Source organism: Promicromonospora sp. NPDC060204, from assembly GCF_042728455.1.
Classification (GTDB): Bacteria; Actinomycetota; Actinomycetes; order Actinomycetales; family Cellulomonadaceae; genus Promicromonospora.
The window spans coordinates 1-15,594 of the sequence record NZ_JBHWZO010000147.1 but is presented as its reverse complement, the minus strand read 5'-3'; the positions used below and the strand labels follow the sequence as shown (position 1 = coordinate 15,594).

Sequence of the window (15,594 nt, the reverse complement as noted above, 5' to 3'; positions counted from 1 at the left end):
TCGATGGACCGATCTCAACGCAACCGACCGATCTCGACGATCGGCCTGGGCAGCTCCCTGGGGCGCGCCTCGGGCATAAGGGATGGATAGGTACTTTCCACACAGCGTCGTCCCACCCGTTCTGGTGGTGGGGCGGCGTCAATACGCTCCCAGGCACACGAGGTTCCCCAGGCCTGATGAGGAGCACATCACCATGTCACGATCCCTGAGAACGTCACGTTCCCTGATAGCGCTGTCAGCAGCGGTGCTGATGGTCGGCACGGCGCTGACCGGCGCGAGCACGGCGGGCGCCGCCCCGGCGGCGCAGGTCGCCCGGAGCGCGGTGAACGGTCAGAGCACGACGGACGTCCGGGGCACCGACGCCCCCGACGCCCTGCCCGAGGGCCAGGTCGGCGCGATGGAGCGCGACCTCGGCCTGACCAGGGCCGAGATCCCCGGCCGCCTGGCCCGCGACGCCGACGCCGCGATCGTCGAGGCGCACCTGACCGCGGCGCTCGGCGACCGGTACGCGGGCACCTGGCTGCCGGACGGCGCCGACGCCCCGCGCGTCGCCGTCACCAGCGCGGCGGCAGCCAAGGTGGCCGAGCGTGCGGGCGCCGACGCCGTCGTCGTCGAACACAGCCTGGGCGAGCTGACCGGGTGGAAGGAGGCCCTCGACGACGTGGGCGCCCCCACCTCCGTGCACGCCTGGTACGCCGACCCGGCCACGAACGAGGTGGTGATCGAGGCCGCCGACGTCGCGGCGGCGAAGGCGATGATCGCCGCGTCCGACGTGCCGGCCGGCGTCGTGCGCGTGGAGAAGTCGAAGGTCGCGCCGCAGACCGCGCGCGACATCCGGGGCGGCGACGAGTTCCACAAGCCGCTCGGCAACGGGTACGTGACACTGTGCTCGATCGGCTTCGCGGTCTCCGGCGGGTTCGTGACGGCCGGGCACTGCGGCTCGGCCGGCGACCCGGTCAACGCCCCCGACGGCGCCGCGCTCGGCACGTACCGCGGCTCCACCTTCCCGGGCCACGACTGGGCCTGGGTGGGGACCAACGGCAACTGGACGCCCACCCCGGCGGTGAACAACTACGCGGGCGGTACGACGGCGGTCGCGGGCTCCGCGGAGCAGGGCATCGGCGCGGCCGTGTGCCGGTCGGGCCGCACCACGGGCTGGCGTTGCGGCGTCATCCAGGAGAAGAACGTCACCATCAACTACGGCTCCGGCGACATCCCCGGCATGGCGACCGGCTCGGCGTGTGCCGAGGGCGGCGACTCGGGCGGCTCGGTGCTCTCGGGCAACCAGGCGCAGGGCGTCACATCGGGCCGGATCGGCGACTGCTCCACGAACGGCCGGTTCATCTACCAGCCGGTCAACCCGATCCTGAGCGCGTACGGGCTGCAGCTCACCACCACCGGCGGCGGGGGCGGGGGCCGGCCGCTCGTCGGCCTGGCGGGCAAGTGCATCGACGTCCCGAACTCCGAGTTCACCGACGGCAAGCGCCTGCAGCTGTGGACCTGCAACGGCACGGGCGCTCAGAACTGGACGTTCCAGGCCGACGGGACGCTGCGGGCCGGCGGCCTGTGCATGGACGTGGCCGGGGCCAACACCGGTGACGGCACCGCCGTGCAGCTCGCCAACTGCAGCGGCAACCCGGCCCAGCAGTTCACGCTGAGCGGGGCGGGGGACCTGGTCTCGATCCTCGCGAACAAGTGCGTGGACGTCCCGAACAGCAACAGCGCGAACGGCACGCAGCTCCAGATCTGGACCTGCAACGGAACGTCGGCCCAGAAGTGGCGGGTCGGCTAACCCCCAAGAACCCGTTGAGTGCTGGGTATTTGCGCCTCAGATGCAGCTGACGCGACAAATACCCAGCACTCAACGATCGGGGTCAGAGGGTGGCGCGGACCGTTCGAGCCGCCGTCACCAGGTTGGCGAGGGACTCCTTGGTCTCCGCGTAGGCGCGGGTCTTCAGGCCACAGTCCGGGTTGACCCAGACCAGCCGCGGGTCGATCGACTTGGCCGCGAGCTCGACCAGGTCGGTCACCTCCTGCACCGACGGCACGCGCGGGCTGTGGATGTCGTAGACACCCGGTCCGATGCCGCGGCCGTACCCGGCGTCGGCCAGCTCGGGCACGATCTCCATGCGGGACCGGGCCGCCTCCACGGACGTGACGTCGGCGTCCAGGCCGTCGATCGCGCCGATGACCTGCCCGAACTCCGAGTAGCACAGGTGCGTGTGCACCTGCGTGGCGATGTCCGCCCCGGCGGTCGAGAGCCGGAACGAGCGCACCGACCAGTCGAGGTAGCCCGGGTGCGCCGAGCGGCGCAGCGGCAGCAGCTCGCGCAGCGCCGGCTCGTCCACCTGCACGACGCCGATGCCCGCCGCCTCCAGGTCCGTCACCTCGTCGCGCAGCGCCAGGGCGACCTGGTCGGCGGTGTCGCCCAGCGGCAGGTCGTCGCGCACGAACGACCAGGCCAGGATCGTGACCGGGCCCGTGAGCATGCCCTTGACCGGCTTGTCGGTCAAGGACGCCGCGTACGCCGTCCACTCGACCGTCAGCGGCGCGGGCCGCGACACGTCGCCCCACAGGATGGGCGGCCGCACACAGCGCGAGCCGTACGACTGGACCCAGCCGTTGACCGTCGTCGCGAAGCCGTCGAGCTGCTCGGCGAAGTACTGCACCATGTCGTTGCGCTCGGGCTCGCCGTGCACCAGTACGTCCAGGCCCAGCTCCTCCTGGAGCGCGACCGTGCTCGCGATCTCGGCGCGCATGGCGGCCGTGTAGTCGGCGTCGGACAGCTCGCCCCGCACCCACGCGGCGCGCGTGCTGCGGATCTCCGAGGTCTGCGGGAACGACCCGATGGTCGTGGTCGGCAGCGGCGGCAGGTTGAGCCGCGCCTGCTGCGCGGCCGCCCGCTCCGCGTACGGCGCGCGCTCGACGTCGGCCGCGGTCAGCGCGGCGGTCCGCTCGCGCACCGCGGGGACGACGACGCCGGGCGCCGCGGCGCGGGAGCTCACCGCCGCGGTCGACTCGGCGAGCTGGTCGGCGACCGCCGCTCGGCCCTCGGTCAGCGCGGTGGCCAGCGTGACGACCTCCGCGACCTTCTGGTCCGCGAACGCGAGCCACGACTTCAGGTCGGCGTCGAGGCGGGGCTCGTCGGCGACGTCGTGCGGCACGTGCAGCAGCGACGTCGAGGTGCCGACGGCTACAGTCCCGGCGCCGACGCCCGTGCCCGGGGCCGCCAGGCCCTCCAGGACGGTCAGGCGGGCGTCGAGGTCGGCGCGCCAGATGTTGTGGCCGTCGATCGCGCCCGCGACCAGGGTCTTGGACTCCAGGCCGGGGACCGGTCCGGTCGGCGCGGCACCGCGCACCAGGTCGATCGCGATCGCCTCGACGTCGGTGCCGGCCAGCAGGGCGAGCCCGTCGCCGGCCTCGCTGCGCAGGTCGCCGTACGGGGCGGTGACCAGGATCGCGGGGCGCTCGGCGGCGGCGCCGTCGGCCCCGGACGCGGCGGGGGAGAGCTCGGTCGCCAGCGTGGCGTAGGCCCGGCGGACGGCGTCGGCGACCTCGTCGAAGGGGACGTCCAGCAGGTCCGTGACCAGGGCGGGTTCGTCGAGCTGCACCCAGGGCGCACCTGCGGCGGCGAGCGCGCGCAGCAGGTCGGCGTAGGCGGCGACGACGTCGTCGAGCCGGTCCAGGGGGCGGAAGCCCTCGGGGGCGTCGCCCACTGCCTTGCTCAGGAGCAGGAACGTCACCGGGCCCACGAACGCGGGGCGCGTCACGACGGCCTGGCCGCCGTCGGCCGGCTGCGCCAGCTCGGTGAACTCGCGCACGGCGCGGTCGTCGACGAACCCGATCGGGGTGTCCGGACCGATCTCCGGGACCAGGTAGTGGTAGTTCGTGTCGAACCACTTGGTCATCTCGAGCGGCGCGTTGTCGCCCTCGCCGCGGGCCACCGTGAAGTAGGCCGAGAGGGGCAGGCGCCCCCCGTCCGTGGTGAGCCCGGCGAAGCGGTCGGGCACGGCGCCCAGCAGGGCGACGGCGTCGAGCACCTGGTCGTAGTACGAGAACGAGCCGGGGACGGCAGCGTTGCCGGCGTCCAGGCCCAGGTCGACGAGGCGGCGGGCGGTGGTCTGCCGCAGGTCGCGGGCGGTCGCCTCCAGCTCGTCTGCGGTGGTGCGGCCGGCCCAGAAGGACTCGACGGCGCGCTTGAGCTCGCGCCTCCGGCCGATGCGCGGGTAGCCCAGGATCGTGGCGGTGGGAAGGTGCGGGTTCGTGACTGCCATGCGTATCAGCTCCATCGGACCTGGCGTTAGCACCTTGCCCCGAGATTGGCGCCTCGGAGGTAGGTTGCTGCGGTGTCGTGGAGCCAGGACTCTCGACCGCTCTGGATGATGAGACTTGATCGTAGGCATGCCCGGGATGTGGTCGGCAAACCGTCCACGCCTCGGACAAATCGGGGTCATAAGTTTGGTGATGGATCCGGCTGACCGTTTCGGCATCCGGTGATGGATTCTGACGTTCCCCGAGGACCGCACCCAGCGGGCAGCTCCCCGAACAGATCGGAACCACACCATGTCGAAGATCCTGATGGTCGTCTCTGCCGCGAACAGCCTGCGCCTGGCCGACGGCACCGAGCACCCCACCGGCTACTGGGCCGAGGAGGTCGCCGCCTCCCACCGGGTCCTCACCGCGGCCGGCGCCCAGGTCGACGTCGCGACGCCGGGCGGCGTCGCGCCCACGGTCGACGCGGTCAGCCTCGACGAGCGCGGCGGGGTGCCCGCCGCCGACGCCGCGGAGTTCCGCGCCTACCTCGACGGCATCGCCGGCCAGCTCGCCCACCCGCTCACGCTGGCCGACGTGCGCGGCGACGACTACGACGCGATCTACGTCCCGGGCGGTCACGCCCCCATGGCGGACCTCGCGCACGACGCCGACCTCGGCCGCCTGCTGCTCGCGGCGAACGACCGGGGGACGACCGTGGGCGCGCTGTGCCACGGCGTCGCCGCGCTGCTCAGCGCCCAGGAGCCGGACGGCACCTTCACCTACGCGGGCCGGGCGCTCACCTCGTTCACGGACGAGGAGGAGCGCCAGGGCGGCCTCGGCGACGCCGCGCCCTACCTCGTCGAGTCACGGCTGCGCGAGCGCGGCGCCGTCGTCCAGGTCGGCGCACCCTGGAGCAGCACCGTGGTCCAGGACGGCAACCTGATCACCGGGCAGAACCCGCAGTCCAGCGCGGCCGCCGCGGAGGCGGTGCTCAAGGCGCTCGCCGCGCGCTGAGCCCGGCTAGCCTGTGGGCAGGACGACGACGGAGGGGGTGCCGGTGCCGGGTCTCGACCTCCTCGCCACGTTCCTGGAGGTCTACCGCACGGGGTCGCTGTCGGCGGCGGCCGAGCGGCTGGGCGTGAGCCAGCCCGCCGTCACCGGGCAGCTCGCCCGCCTGGAGGAACAGCTCGGGACTCGCCTGTTCGTGCGGTCGCGCCGGGGCGCCGAGCCCACGGAGCGCGCCGTGGCGCTGGCCGCCGAGGTGGGGCTCCACGTGGACGGGCTCCGGACGGCGCTCGGTCCCCGCGACGTCGAGCCGGCGGTGCGGGGGCTCGTCCGGATCGGCGGGGCGGCCGAGCTGATGACGGTGCGTGTGCTGCCCGCGCTCGTGCCGCTCGTCGCGCAGGGCCTCCAGCTCCGTACGGCGCTCGGGCTCGGCGACGAGCTGCTGGCCGCGCTGGCGGCCGGCCACCTCGACCTGGTCGTGTCCTCGGTGCGCCCGCGGCAGGACGCTGTGGCGGCGACGCCGCTGGTCGACGAGGAGTTCCTGCTCGTCGGGCCTCCGGCGCTGGCCCACACCGTGGACGCGGGGCGTCTGGCAGCCGACCCCGTGGCCGCCCTGGCGCACCTGCCGCTGGTCGCCTACGCGGAGGACCTGCCGATCGTGCGCCGGTACTGGCGCAGCGAGTTCGGCCGGCGGCCGCCCAACACGACGGCGCTGGTGGTGCCCGACCTGCGCGCCGTGCTCGCCGCCGTCACCGGCGGTGCGGGCGTGTCCGTGCTGCCGCAGTACCTGGTCGCGCCCGCGCTGGACGCCGGGCAGGTGGTCGAGCTCCACCACCCCGAGGCGCCCCCGTTGAACACGCTGTATCTCGCGGGACGCCGCGGCGTCCCGCACGGGCCGGCGGTCGCCGCCGTCCAGGCGCGGCTGACCGAGGCCGCCGCGGAGTGGGGGAGTCTCTAGCGGGTCATGTCGCCGGGCCGGTCACGCCTCGGCGCACTCGTCGCTCTCCACCGGACCCGAGAGGCCGACGAGCGGCGGGTAGGCCGAGACCCGGAGCTCCCAGCCGGCCGGGTCGGTCGCCGTCACGTAGGAGTCGCCCCCGTGCTCGGCGTGGGTCACGTCCGACAGCGGGTCGAAGCCGTGCTCCTGGAGCACCGGGTCGAGCCCGGCGGCCAGGTCGGCGAGGCCGTCGCTGGGCTCGTACAGGTCGCCCTCGCCCAGGCTCTCGGCGAGGAAGAGCACGCACTCGCCGTCCGGCTGCTCGGTGAGGGACGGGAAGCGGTCCTTGGCGGTCCACTCGACCTCCGGGACGGCCTCCTGGAGCGCGCCGAGGACGTCGTCCAGCGCCGCCGTGTACTGCTCGGTCGCGGCCTCGCGTGCGGGGGCCGGCTCTGCGGGTCCGGCCGGGACGTCGGGACCCGCAGAGCAGGACGTCAGCACGGCGGGGAGCAGCACGGCAGGTACGAGCACGGCCCGCACCAGCACGGCCCGGACCGGCACGGCAGGGACCAGCACCGCGAAACGTGCCCGTAGGGGGAACAGGGGCTGCATCCGTCTCCTCGCTGGTGCTCGACGCCGTCGTGCCGGGGACGCTACCAGGCACGACGGCGTCGCGGTCAGAATGTCGCCGCGGATTCCCCGGGCACGCGACGGCTCCCGGCGGTCTCCCGGGGAACACGTTGCACAGCCGAGGAGGTAACGCTCAGCTAGCACTGCTACCTCAGCGTTACGCCCTCGGACGCGTGACGTCTTCCCCGAGGCCTGCCGGGTGTGCGCGGGCTGTCGCCCCGAGCACGACGGCCACCGCCGTCAGCGCCGCGCTCGCCGCCAGGGGTCCGGCGGGCCCGAGCGCCACGACGGCGCTCCCGCCGAGCACCGGTCCGGCGAGCGCGCCGAGGTTAAGGGCGACGGTCGAGAACGCGCCGCCCATGGTCGGCGCGCCGTGGGCCGCCGCCATGCTGCGGGCGATCAGCGTGCCGCCGACGGCGAACGACAGTGCGCCCTGCACAGGCGCTAGCACCCACACCGTCACGGGGCTCGCGGGGAGCGCGGCCCACAGGACCCAACCCGTGAGCAGGGCGGGGCCGGCGATCACGAGCAGGCGGCCGCCGTGGGCGTCGGCGAGCCGGCCCGCGGCCGAGACCCCGGCGAAGGCGCCCAGGCCGAACAGGGCCAGCACGGCCGGCACCAGCGCGGACCCGAGGCCCGCGCCGTCGGTGACGACGACCGCCAGGTAGGTGCACGCGCAGAACGTCGCGCCGTTGACCAGCACCCCGAGCACGAGGTGGCGCAGCAGGCGCGGGGAGCGCAGCGCGGCGAGCTCGGTCCGTAGGTCCAGCCGGGCGCGCGGGGTACCGGCGTCGAGCCGCACCGGCGTCAGGCAGGCCACGGCGACCAGGGCCGCGGCCGCGACCCCGGCGATCGCCCACAGGGCGGAGCGCCAGCCCCAGAGCTCGCCCAGCAGCGCGCCGGCGGGGACGCCGGCGACCAGGGCGAGCGTCGTGCCGCCGAGGATCACCGCCAGCGCCCTGGCCCGCAGCCCGGCGGGGACGAGGGCCTGGACCGTCGACAGCGCGACCGCGAGGAACCCCGCGTTGGCCACCGCGGCGACGAACCGGGTGCCGAGCAGCACGGCGAAGCTGTCGGTCAGTGCCCCGGCGACGTGCGCCGCGACGAAGACGAGCAGGCAGGCGGACAGGGTCCAGCGGGGCGGCAGGTGGCGTCCGACGGCGGCCGTGAGCGGCGCGCCGACGACCATCCCGACTGCGAAGCCCGAGGTCAGGTAGCCGGCCTGGGCGAGCGAGACGCCGAGGCCGGCGGAGATGCCGGGCACGAGCCCGGCGAGGACGAATTCCGACGTGCCTTGCGCGAAGACCGCGACCGCGAGCACGTAGAGCAGGACAGGCATGAAGAACTCCGAAGGGTGGAGGGAGACGGGTAGGCCGGGACGGCACTACGGGCCCTTCGGATGCGCTGACGCGGCCCGCTCGCAGGGGAGCGCGGCGCGGTGGTCTCTACAGGGGCATCTCGGGCTACCGGAGTACCGGCAGCCCTGGCCTGGATGCTTCTGGAGACCTCATGCGGTGAAGCTAGCAGGTACCGGCAGCGGACGCCGCCATGCGACCTCGCGGTCGAGCTGGCCCGTCGAGCGGAAGAGCTGCACCTGGTGGGCGTCGGGCAGGGCGGCGGCGAGCGCCCGCGTCGTCGTCGGGCCGAAGCCGAGCTTCTGCCAGAAGCCGCCCGACCGGCGGGAGAACAACCAGGCCTCGCGCGCCCCGGCGTCGGCGGCCCGGTCCAGCGCGAAGCGGGCCAGGCGCAGGCCGTCCCCGGCGCCCCGGAGGTCGGGCCGGACGGCGACGCTGCGGATCAGCGCGTGCGCGCCGTCCGCGCCGAGCTCGAAGCCCGTCGTCGCGGTGACCGCCCCGGCGTCGTCGCGCTCCAGCCAGAGGTGGACGGCGGGCTCCGCGAGGGCCGCGACCGTCAGGTCGGCCGTGCGGAGGAACGCGGCCAGGTCGTCGAGGTCGGCGGAGGCGGCGGGGTGGAGCACGCCGGGGAGCCTATCCGGTGGGGCGGTGGGGCGGTGAGCCCGCGGGCCGTCGGGGAAGCGCGGCGGCGGGGCGGGTCACGGCTGGCCGGCGTCGTCCGTGGGGGCCATGCTCGGCTGGTCGCACAGCGACCAGCTCAGGTCGCTGTGCACGCGGATCTGCTTGCCGCGGTCGGAGGTGGCCCAGATCTCCTGGGCCTGCGGCAGCCAGGTCGTGGTGTCGACGAGCAGCTCGACGCGGGTCACGTCGCCGCCCCGGATCAGGCCGTCCGAGGGGGTGACGCGGATGCGCGCGACCGTCTGCCCGCCCAGCTCCTCGACCGCGAGGTCGTCGTCGAGCCGCTGGTTCGTGCCGTCGTAGCCCGGCAGGCCGAGCAGCACGCTTGCCGACGCCGCCTGCAGCACCTGCAGGGGCTGCTGGTCCAGCTGGGGCTTCGGCACGGCCAGGTCCGGCCCGTCGACCTGGTCGAAGCGCATGATCGACTCGTCCCCGAGCGTCGAGCGGGTCTTCACGCCGCAGTTCGCGCCGGACATCGCCTTGCCCGCCCGGGTGACGGCCTCGCCCGGCGTGAGCCAGGCCGTGGGGGACGGCGACGCTCCGGGACGCGGGGTCCCGGCCGCCGACGCGCCGGTGCCCGGCGCCGAGCCCGGGAGGGCGCCCGGTTCCGGGGCGCCCGCCAGGTTCAGGACGAGGACGGCGGCCGCTGCCGCGGCTACCGCACCCGCCCACGCCAGGACCGGCCCGCGGCGGCCCGACGGCGCGCGCCGGAGCGCGGCCGGGACCGGCCCGGGTCCCGCGTCGGGGTCGCGGAGCAGCACCTCGACGGTGCCGGTGTCGGCCCAGTCGTCGGGGCCGGCGTCGGCCCACACGCCGTGGGGGTCGGTGCCCCGAGATCCGGCGCCGCCAGGGCCGACGTCGGCCCGGCCGCTCGCGCGCGGGTCGAGGCTGTGGAGGCGGTCCGCAGCCGCGTCCGGCGCTTGGGCCTGCGCCGCGGCCCGTGCCCGGGACTCGGCGTACGCGCGCGCGAGGTCGAGCTCGGGATCGGCCGCGCGCAGGGCGCGGCGGGCGCGGGTCAGCTCGTCGTCGTCCACGTCAGGCTCCTTCCTCGGTCGGCCGTTCGTCGGTCAGTCGTTCGTCGGTCAGTCGTTCGTACGCCGCGCGCAGGCGGCGCCGGGCGCGGTGCACCCGGGTGGCCGCGACCGCCGTCGTGCAGCCCAGGACCTGGGCCACCTCCGCGGTGCTGAGCTCCGCTGCCGCGAGCAGCGCGATGACCTCCCGGTCGGCGGGGCGCAGCAGGTCCAGCGCGCAGCGGAGCTCGTCGAGCTCGCCGACCAGACGGACGTCGTCGGCGCCCGCCGCGGCCGGGTGCGTGCGCACCCGCTCGACCAGGGCCGTGCGCCGCTGCCGGGCGCGCGCCTGGTTGGCCATGACCCGGCGGGCGACGGCCAGGAGCCACGCCCGCGGGTTGTCGGGCAGCTCGCCCTTGCGCCACACGATCGCGAAGACCTCGGCCACGACGTCCTCCGCCTCGGCGGCCGGGAGCCGCGCGCGGGCGTAGCGGTGGACGGCGCGCGCGTGCGTCGCGAAGAGCTCCTCCGTGCGCGCGGGCGTCAGCGGGCCCGGTGCGGCGCGGTGCGGCTCGGTGTTCGTGGTCAGGGCGGGCTCCGGGGTCTCCGTCGGTCAACCGGGGTGCAGGTCCTCGGGGGTGGATGCTTCCGACACAGTGTGTCCGGCAGGGGATCGCCCATGTCAGGTCCCGGATGTTGCCCACGTCACAGCGCGCCGCTGACATCGGCGGCCGCCCGCCGCACACGACCCCGGTGTGCCTACCTTTTCGAACCGTTTGTCCGTGACCCGCGCGAAGGGCTTCCGCGCCGTGCCGCTCGCCGCCGCGCTGTTCCTCGCCGCGCTGCTCGCCGCCCCGATGCTCCTCGCCGGCTGCGCGGACGGGTCCGGCGCCGGGCCGGCCAGGCCGTCGGACGGTGTGGGGCTGTCCGGCTCCGGACAGCAGGGCGGCGGGCACGGCGCGGGGGAGCCGGGGACCGGCGGGGCGGACGCCGACGGCGCGACCGGCGCCGACGGCGCGACCGACGCGGACGGCGGGGCGGGCGCCGCGAGCGCCGTCGGGCAGCAGAGCGCGCCCGCTGCTGCCGAGCCGGGCGACGACCCGGGCATCGACCTGACCGCACGCTCCATCACCGACCCGGCGAGCCCCTGGGTGGTCGTCAACAAGCACACGCCGCTCGACCCGGTCGACTACGAGCCCGACCTCACCACCGTGCGCGGTTACCTCGTGCGGCCCGACGTCGCGCCGGACCTCACGGCGCTCCTGGCGGCGGCCGACGCCGACGGCGTCCGCCTGACGCTGCGCAGCGCCTACCGCGGGTACCCCAAGCAGGCCGCGGTCTACGAGGGCTGGGTGGCGCAGCTCGGGGCGGCGCAGGCGGACGCCGTCTCGGCGCGCCCGGGGCACAGCGAGCACCAGACTGGCCTGGCCGTGGACGTGGGCGGAACGACCGAGCCCGGGTGCGACTTCGAGCCGTGCTTCGGTCAGACCGCCGAGGGGCGGTGGGTCGCCGAGCACGCCGGCATGTTCGGCTTCCTGGTGCGGTACACGCCCGAGAACAGCGACGTGACGGGGTACGCCCCCGAGGCCTGGCACCTGCGCTGGGTGGGCCGCGACCTGGCGGCGTACCTGGCGGACACCGACGTCACGACGCTGGAGGAGGTCTTCGACGTGCCCGGCGGGGGCTACACCGACTGACGGGCTTGACCTTGCCGTAGCGGCAACCCTGCACGCTGCGGTCATGACCACACCAGACAGTACGGCCGCGGCCGTACGAGGCACCGCGATCGACGTCGCCGGCCTGCACAAGTCCTACGGCGACCACCACGTGCTCGACGGCGTGGACCTCGCCGTCCCCGCCGGCTCCGTCTACGCCCTGCTCGGGCCGAACGGCGCGGGCAAGACCACCATGGTGAACATCCTGTCCACGCTGCTCGCGGCCGACGCCGGAGAGGTGCGCGTCGCGGGCCACGACGTGCGGCGCGAGCCGGACCGGGTGCGGGCGGCGATCGGCGTGACCGGGCAGTTCTCGGCGATCGACATGTTCCTCACCGGCCGCGAGAACCTGCGCCTCATGGCCGACCTGACCCACCTCGACCGGGCGACCGCGGTCCGGGACGTCGCGGCGCTGCTCGACCGGTTCGACCTGGCCGACGCCGCCGACCGCCGCGCCCTGACGTGGTCCGGCGGCATGCGCCGCCGCCTCGACCTGGCGATGACGCTCATCACCCGGCCGCGGCTGATCTTCCTGGACGAGCCGACGACGGGGCTCGACCCCCGCAGCCGCCGCGCCGTCTGGCAGGTGGTCCGGGAGCAGGTGGCCGACGGCGTCACCGTGCTGCTGACCACCCAGTACCTCGAGGAGGCCGATGCCCTGGCCGACCGGGTCGGCGTGCTCGACGCCGGCACGCTCGTGGCCGAGGGGACGCCGGGCGAGCTCAAGGCGCAGGTGCCCGGCGGCGCCACGAGCCTCGACGACGTGTTCCTGGCGCTCACGGGGCACGCCGCCGACCCCGCCGCCGTCGGCCCCGATACCGACACAGATACCGACAACGCCACCTCGGAGGTGACCGCACGATGAGCACCACCTACGCCGTCCGCGACTCGATGACCATGCTGCGCCGCAACCTGCGGCACCTGAGCCGCTACCCCTCCCTGGCGGTCATGGTGATCGCCATCCCGGTCGTGTTCCTGCTGCTGTTCGTCTACGTGTTCGGCGGCACGCTCGGCGCGGGCCTCCCGGTCGACGGCGGGGGCAGCCGCGCCGACTACCTGAACTACCTGGTCCCCGGCATCTGGGTCATGACCGTGTCCAGCGTGGCGAACGGGACCGCCGTCGCCGTCGCGATCGACCGCACCGGCGGGATGTTCGACCGGTTCCGGACCATGGACATCGCCCGCGTCTCGGTGCTGACCGGGCACGTGCTCGGCGCGGTGATCCGGACCGTGCTCGCCCTGACGGTGATGGTCGCCTTCGCGCTGCTGCTCGGGTTCCGGTCGCAGGCCGGGGTGGCGGGCTGGCTCGGCGCCGCCGGGCTGGTGCTGCTCCTGGCGTTCTCGTTCACCTGGCTGACGGTCGCGATGGGGCTGGCCGCGGGGAGCGTCGAGACGGCGAGCAACACGCCGCTCGTGCTGATGGTGCTGCCCGTGGTGAGCAGCGGCTTCGTGCCCACCGAACAGATGCCCGCCGGGCTGCGGCAGTTCGCCGAGCACCAGCCGTTCACGCCGGTCATCGAGACGCTGCGGGCCCTGACGTCGGGCACGCCCGTCGGGTCGGACGGCTGGCTCGCGATCGGCTGGTGCGTGCTGATCGCCGGGGTGGGCTACGTGTGGTCCCGCCACGCCTTCGGCAGGGTCGCGGTCGCGGCCCGCTGACCGATGACCGATCACAGGGGAGAGGATGGCGTCATGCTGACGATCGGGCAGGTCGCGTCCTACGCGGGGGTGACGGCGCGCACCGTGCGGCACTACCACGCCGTCGGGCTGCTGCCGGAGCCGGAGCGCGACCACTCCGGGTACCGCCGCTACGGCGCGCAGGCCGTGGTGGACCTCATCCGGATCCGGACCCTGGCCGACGCCGGGGTGCCGCTGGCCCGCGTCCAGGAGCTGCTGCACGCCGACGAAGAGGAGTTCACGGCCGCCGTCGCCGAGATCGACGCGCGGCTCCGGTCGGAGATCAGGGAGCGGGAGCGGCACCGCGAGCGCATCGCGCGGCTCGCCGCGGGGGACAGCCTGGCCCTGCCGCCGGAGGGCGCGGCCTACCTCGACCGGTGGCGCGAGCTGGGCGTGCCCGAGCAGGTCGTCGAGATCGAGCGGGACAGCTGGATCCTGTCGCTGGCCGTGTACTCGCGCGAGCAGATCGCCGCGGCGATGGTGAACAAGGGCCGGCTCCTGGACGACGCCGCGTTCGTCGGCGTGCTGCGGGCGATCGGCGACGGGATCGGCTGGGACCCGGACGACCCGCGGCTGCCCGGCCTGGCCGACAAGGTGGCCGCCGTCCTGGACCAGCACGTCGAGTGGACCGGCGACGGCGCGCGCGGGGTGGAGCGGGGGCTCGTCGAGCAGTTCGACTCGCTGGCCCTCGACTCCATCCCCGCGGGCCGTCGTCTGGAGGAGCTGCTGGAGGAGCGCGGCTGGTCGGGCTGGACCCGCCAGGAGCGGGTGCCCCGCAAGGCCCGGGTGACGAGTGACGAGTGACGGGCGGGGCGGGCGGCGGCGTCAGAAAGGGAGCCAGACGATCGACGCCAGCGCCGCCAGGTAGAGGGCCTGCTCCGCGAGGCGGCGTCCGACGGGCGTGGCCGGCTTGCCGCCGAACAGTACGCCGCGGCGCGCCGCGGAGACGTTCGCCGGGGTCATGGCCAGGGTGAGCAGCCCCAGGCAGATCGCGGCCGCGGACGCCGTCGCGGGCACCAGCAGGCCGATCGCGCCCGCCAGCTCCAGCACGCCCGTGCCCGCGACGAGCAGGCCGGGGCGGGGCAGGCCCGGCGGCACCATGCGCACGAGGTCCTGGCGGACGTGCGGGATGAGCCGGCCGGACGACGCCAGCAGGTAGGCGGCGGCGACGCCGACCCGGGCGGCGTCGTGCCAGGAGCCGAGGGCCGGGACCGCGAGCAGGCCGAGCAGGCGCGCGAGCGCCGTGACCGCGAGCAGCAGCACGGGCAGGGGGACAGGCATGACCGTTCCAATCTTGACGGCGACAAGTTCGAGCGACACCTCACCACTCGTGGTGCTATCTTGTCAATGGAAAGATTGGATCGGCCGGGCTCGAACCGGCGTCGAGCACGAGAACACCGGGAGAGACGGAGCTCCATGAGCTACCACCACGGAGACCTGCGCAGGACGATGACCGCCGCCGCCGCGACCGCCGTCGCCGAGCGCGGGCCCGCCGGCCTGAGCCTGCGCGAGCTGGCCCGGCTCGCGGGGGTGTCCCACGCCGCGCCGGCCCACCACTTCGGGGACAAGGCGGGCGTGCTCACGGCCGTGGCGACCGAGGGCTTCACGCTGCTCGCCGCGGCCCTCGACGAGGCCGGGGACGACCTGCTCGCCGCCGGCGTCGCCTACGTGCGGTTCGCGGTGGGCCACCCGGGGCACTTCGCCGTCATGTTCGACCGCAGCCTGCTGCACGGCGACGACGCGGACCTGGTCGCCGCCGAGCAGGTCGCCTCCGGGGCGCTCGCGGGCCTGGCGCCCGACGCCGACGGGGCGCGCGCGGCCTGGTCCGTCGCCCACGGCTTCGCGAGCCTCTGGCTCTCCGGCGCGATCACGGGGCCCGACGTCGTCGCGGCCGCGGAGCCGGTCCTGCGCCGCCTGGTCCCGGACGCCTGAGGCACGCCGGGCGCCGCCGTCGGCCGGTAACGGGTGACCATGCAGTTGCTGCCAGTGGGCACGACCGTTTGGCAGCAGGTGCATGGTCGTCAGGCGGTGGGTCATTCGACGGGTCGTCCGGTAACGGGTGACCATGCAGTTGCTGCCAGGCGGTCGTACCCACTGGCAGCAGGTGCATGGTCGGCCGGCGGGCGCTCGGCCGGTGGATCGGCCTGCGACAGTCGCGCCGCCATGCCGGGGGCATCGGTCTGTACGGGGGCGTCGGCCCCGGGGCGTGCGCCCGCGAGATGAGCATGCAGTTGCTGCCAGAAGGCAGGTCTGTTTGGCAGCAGGTGCATGGTCGTCAGGCGGTGGGTCATTCGACGGGTCGTCCGGCGCTGGGTTGGTCGACGGGTCGGCGG

At 74.9% G+C, this 15,594-nt stretch carries 15 protein-coding genes and 1 riboswitch; of the genes, 8 read left to right on the top strand and 7 right to left on the bottom strand.

Translation table 11 applies throughout. From position 1 onward, the window contains the following. Positions 1–193 precede the first annotated feature (193 nt). The gene (locus ACFWEJ_RS18155) at positions 194–1,792 is read left to right on the top strand and encodes a ricin-type beta-trefoil lectin domain protein (protein ID WP_377230611.1); all 1,599 of its coding nucleotides are present in this window, start codon (positions 194–196) and stop codon (positions 1,790–1,792) included. An 82-nt stretch (positions 1,793–1,874) separates the two neighbouring features. Here the strand turns inward: ACFWEJ_RS18155 and metE are convergent, their stop codons facing one another. Beyond that, positions 1,875–4,274, bottom strand: coding sequence for a 5-methyltetrahydropteroyltriglutamate--homocysteine S-methyltransferase (metE, locus tag ACFWEJ_RS18150; protein ID WP_377230610.1), 2,400 nt, complete (start codon positions 4,272–4,274; stop codon positions 1,875–1,877). Between the two features lie 8 nt (positions 4,275–4,282). Beyond that, a riboswitch (SAM riboswitch) is annotated at positions 4,283–4,386 on the bottom strand. Positions 4,387–4,563: 177 nt separating this feature from the next. On the opposite strand from metE, the gene ACFWEJ_RS18145 reads away from it, so the two are divergent. Both ACFWEJ_RS18145 and ACFWEJ_RS18140 read left to right on the top strand, forming a co-directional pair. Then, a complete protein-coding gene (locus ACFWEJ_RS18145) occupies positions 4,564–5,268 on the top strand; it encodes a type 1 glutamine amidotransferase domain-containing protein (RefSeq protein ID WP_377230609.1) in 705 nt (234 codons plus the stop codon). Between the two features lie 43 nt (positions 5,269–5,311). After that, positions 5,312–6,217, top strand: coding sequence for a LysR family transcriptional regulator (locus tag ACFWEJ_RS18140; RefSeq protein WP_377230608.1), 906 nt, complete (start codon positions 5,312–5,314; stop codon positions 6,215–6,217). A 21-nt stretch (positions 6,218–6,238) separates the two neighbouring features. Here ACFWEJ_RS18140 and ACFWEJ_RS18135 read toward each other — a convergent pair whose 3' ends face one another. From ACFWEJ_RS18135 to ACFWEJ_RS18115, 5 genes are all read right to left on the bottom strand, one after another. Continuing rightward, positions 6,239–6,808 carry a hypothetical protein gene (locus tag ACFWEJ_RS18135; protein WP_377230607.1) on the bottom strand — a complete coding sequence of 190 codons (570 nt, stop codon included), beginning with the start codon at positions 6,806–6,808 and terminating at the stop codon, positions 6,239–6,241. Positions 6,809–6,983: 175 nt separating this feature from the next. After that, the gene (locus ACFWEJ_RS18130) at positions 6,984–8,165 is read right to left on the bottom strand and encodes a Cmx/CmrA family chloramphenicol efflux MFS transporter (protein ID WP_377230606.1); all 1,182 of its coding nucleotides are present in this window, start codon (positions 8,163–8,165) and stop codon (positions 6,984–6,986) included. A 168-nt stretch (positions 8,166–8,333) separates the two neighbouring features. Further along, the gene (locus ACFWEJ_RS18125) at positions 8,334–8,804 is read right to left on the bottom strand and encodes a GNAT family N-acetyltransferase (RefSeq protein ID WP_377230605.1); all 471 of its coding nucleotides are present in this window, start codon (positions 8,802–8,804) and stop codon (positions 8,334–8,336) included. A 75-nt stretch (positions 8,805–8,879) separates the two neighbouring features. Then, on the bottom strand, positions 8,880–9,893 hold the full coding sequence (locus tag ACFWEJ_RS18120; protein WP_377230604.1) for a hypothetical protein: 1,014 nt from the start codon (positions 9,891–9,893) through the stop codon (positions 8,880–8,882). Between the two features lies 1 nt (position 9,894). Continuing rightward, positions 9,895–10,416: an RNA polymerase sigma factor gene (locus ACFWEJ_RS18115; protein WP_377230612.1), complete on the bottom strand. Its 522-nt coding sequence runs from the start codon at positions 10,414–10,416 to the stop codon at positions 9,895–9,897. A 235-nt stretch (positions 10,417–10,651) separates the two neighbouring features. Between ACFWEJ_RS18115 and ACFWEJ_RS18110 the strand changes: the two genes are divergently transcribed. Genes ACFWEJ_RS18110 through ACFWEJ_RS18095 form a run of 4 tightly spaced genes read left to right on the top strand, consistent with a single transcriptional unit; the run spans position 10,652 to position 14,065 of the window. Beyond that, the gene (locus ACFWEJ_RS18110) at positions 10,652–11,566 is read left to right on the top strand and encodes a M15 family metallopeptidase (protein WP_377230603.1); all 915 of its coding nucleotides are present in this window, start codon (positions 10,652–10,654) and stop codon (positions 11,564–11,566) included. A gap of 43 nt (positions 11,567–11,609) precedes the next feature. Next, a complete protein-coding gene (locus ACFWEJ_RS18105; RefSeq protein ID WP_377230602.1) occupies positions 11,610–12,449 on the top strand; it encodes an ABC transporter ATP-binding protein in 840 nt (279 codons plus the stop codon). Beyond that, positions 12,446–13,243: an ABC transporter permease gene (locus ACFWEJ_RS18100; RefSeq protein WP_377230601.1), complete on the top strand. Its 798-nt coding sequence runs from the start codon at positions 12,446–12,448 to the stop codon at positions 13,241–13,243. The genes ACFWEJ_RS18105 and ACFWEJ_RS18100 overlap by 4 nt, the downstream gene beginning before the upstream one ends. A gap of 33 nt (positions 13,244–13,276) precedes the next feature. Next, complete coding sequence (locus tag ACFWEJ_RS18095) at positions 13,277–14,065, top strand: MerR family transcriptional regulator (protein ID WP_377230600.1); 789 nt, start codon at positions 13,277–13,279, stop codon at positions 14,063–14,065. 21 nt (positions 14,066–14,086) lie between these two features. Here the strand turns inward: ACFWEJ_RS18095 and ACFWEJ_RS18090 are convergent, their stop codons facing one another. Further along, a complete protein-coding gene (locus tag ACFWEJ_RS18090) occupies positions 14,087–14,542 on the bottom strand; it encodes a DoxX family protein (protein WP_377230599.1) in 456 nt (151 codons plus the stop codon). A 135-nt stretch (positions 14,543–14,677) separates the two neighbouring features. Between ACFWEJ_RS18090 and ACFWEJ_RS18085 the strand changes: the two genes are divergently transcribed. After that, on the top strand, positions 14,678–15,193 hold the full coding sequence (locus ACFWEJ_RS18085; RefSeq protein WP_377230598.1) for a TetR/AcrR family transcriptional regulator: 516 nt from the start codon (positions 14,678–14,680) through the stop codon (positions 15,191–15,193). Positions 15,194–15,594: the final 401 nt, after the last annotated feature.

What these genes read in the sequence shown, in the direction of transcription:
- ACFWEJ_RS18155 (WP_377230611.1), top strand. Translation starts at nt 194, where the DNA reads ATGTCACGATCCCTGAGAACGTCACGTTCCCTGATAGCGCTGTCAGCA.
- metE (WP_377230610.1), bottom strand. Translation starts at nt 4,274, where the DNA reads ATGGCAGTCACGAACCCGCACCTTCCCACCGCCACGATCCTGGGCTAC.
- ACFWEJ_RS18145 (WP_377230609.1), top strand. Translation starts at nt 4,564, where the DNA reads ATGTCGAAGATCCTGATGGTCGTCTCTGCCGCGAACAGCCTGCGCCTG.
- ACFWEJ_RS18135 (WP_377230607.1), bottom strand. Translation starts at nt 6,808, where the DNA reads ATGCAGCCCCTGTTCCCCCTACGGGCACGTTTCGCGGTGCTGGTCCCT.
- ACFWEJ_RS18130 (WP_377230606.1), bottom strand. Translation starts at nt 8,165, where the DNA reads ATGCCTGTCCTGCTCTACGTGCTCGCGGTCGCGGTCTTCGCGCAAGGC.
- ACFWEJ_RS18105 (WP_377230602.1), top strand. Translation starts at nt 11,610, where the DNA reads ATGACCACACCAGACAGTACGGCCGCGGCCGTACGAGGCACCGCGATC.
- ACFWEJ_RS18100 (WP_377230601.1), top strand. Translation starts at nt 12,446, where the DNA reads ATGAGCACCACCTACGCCGTCCGCGACTCGATGACCATGCTGCGCCGC.
- ACFWEJ_RS18095 (WP_377230600.1), top strand. Translation starts at nt 13,277, where the DNA reads ATGCTGACGATCGGGCAGGTCGCGTCCTACGCGGGGGTGACGGCGCGC.
- ACFWEJ_RS18090 (WP_377230599.1), bottom strand. Translation starts at nt 14,542, where the DNA reads ATGCCTGTCCCCCTGCCCGTGCTGCTGCTCGCGGTCACGGCGCTCGCG.
- ACFWEJ_RS18085 (WP_377230598.1), top strand. Translation starts at nt 14,678, where the DNA reads ATGAGCTACCACCACGGAGACCTGCGCAGGACGATGACCGCCGCCGCC.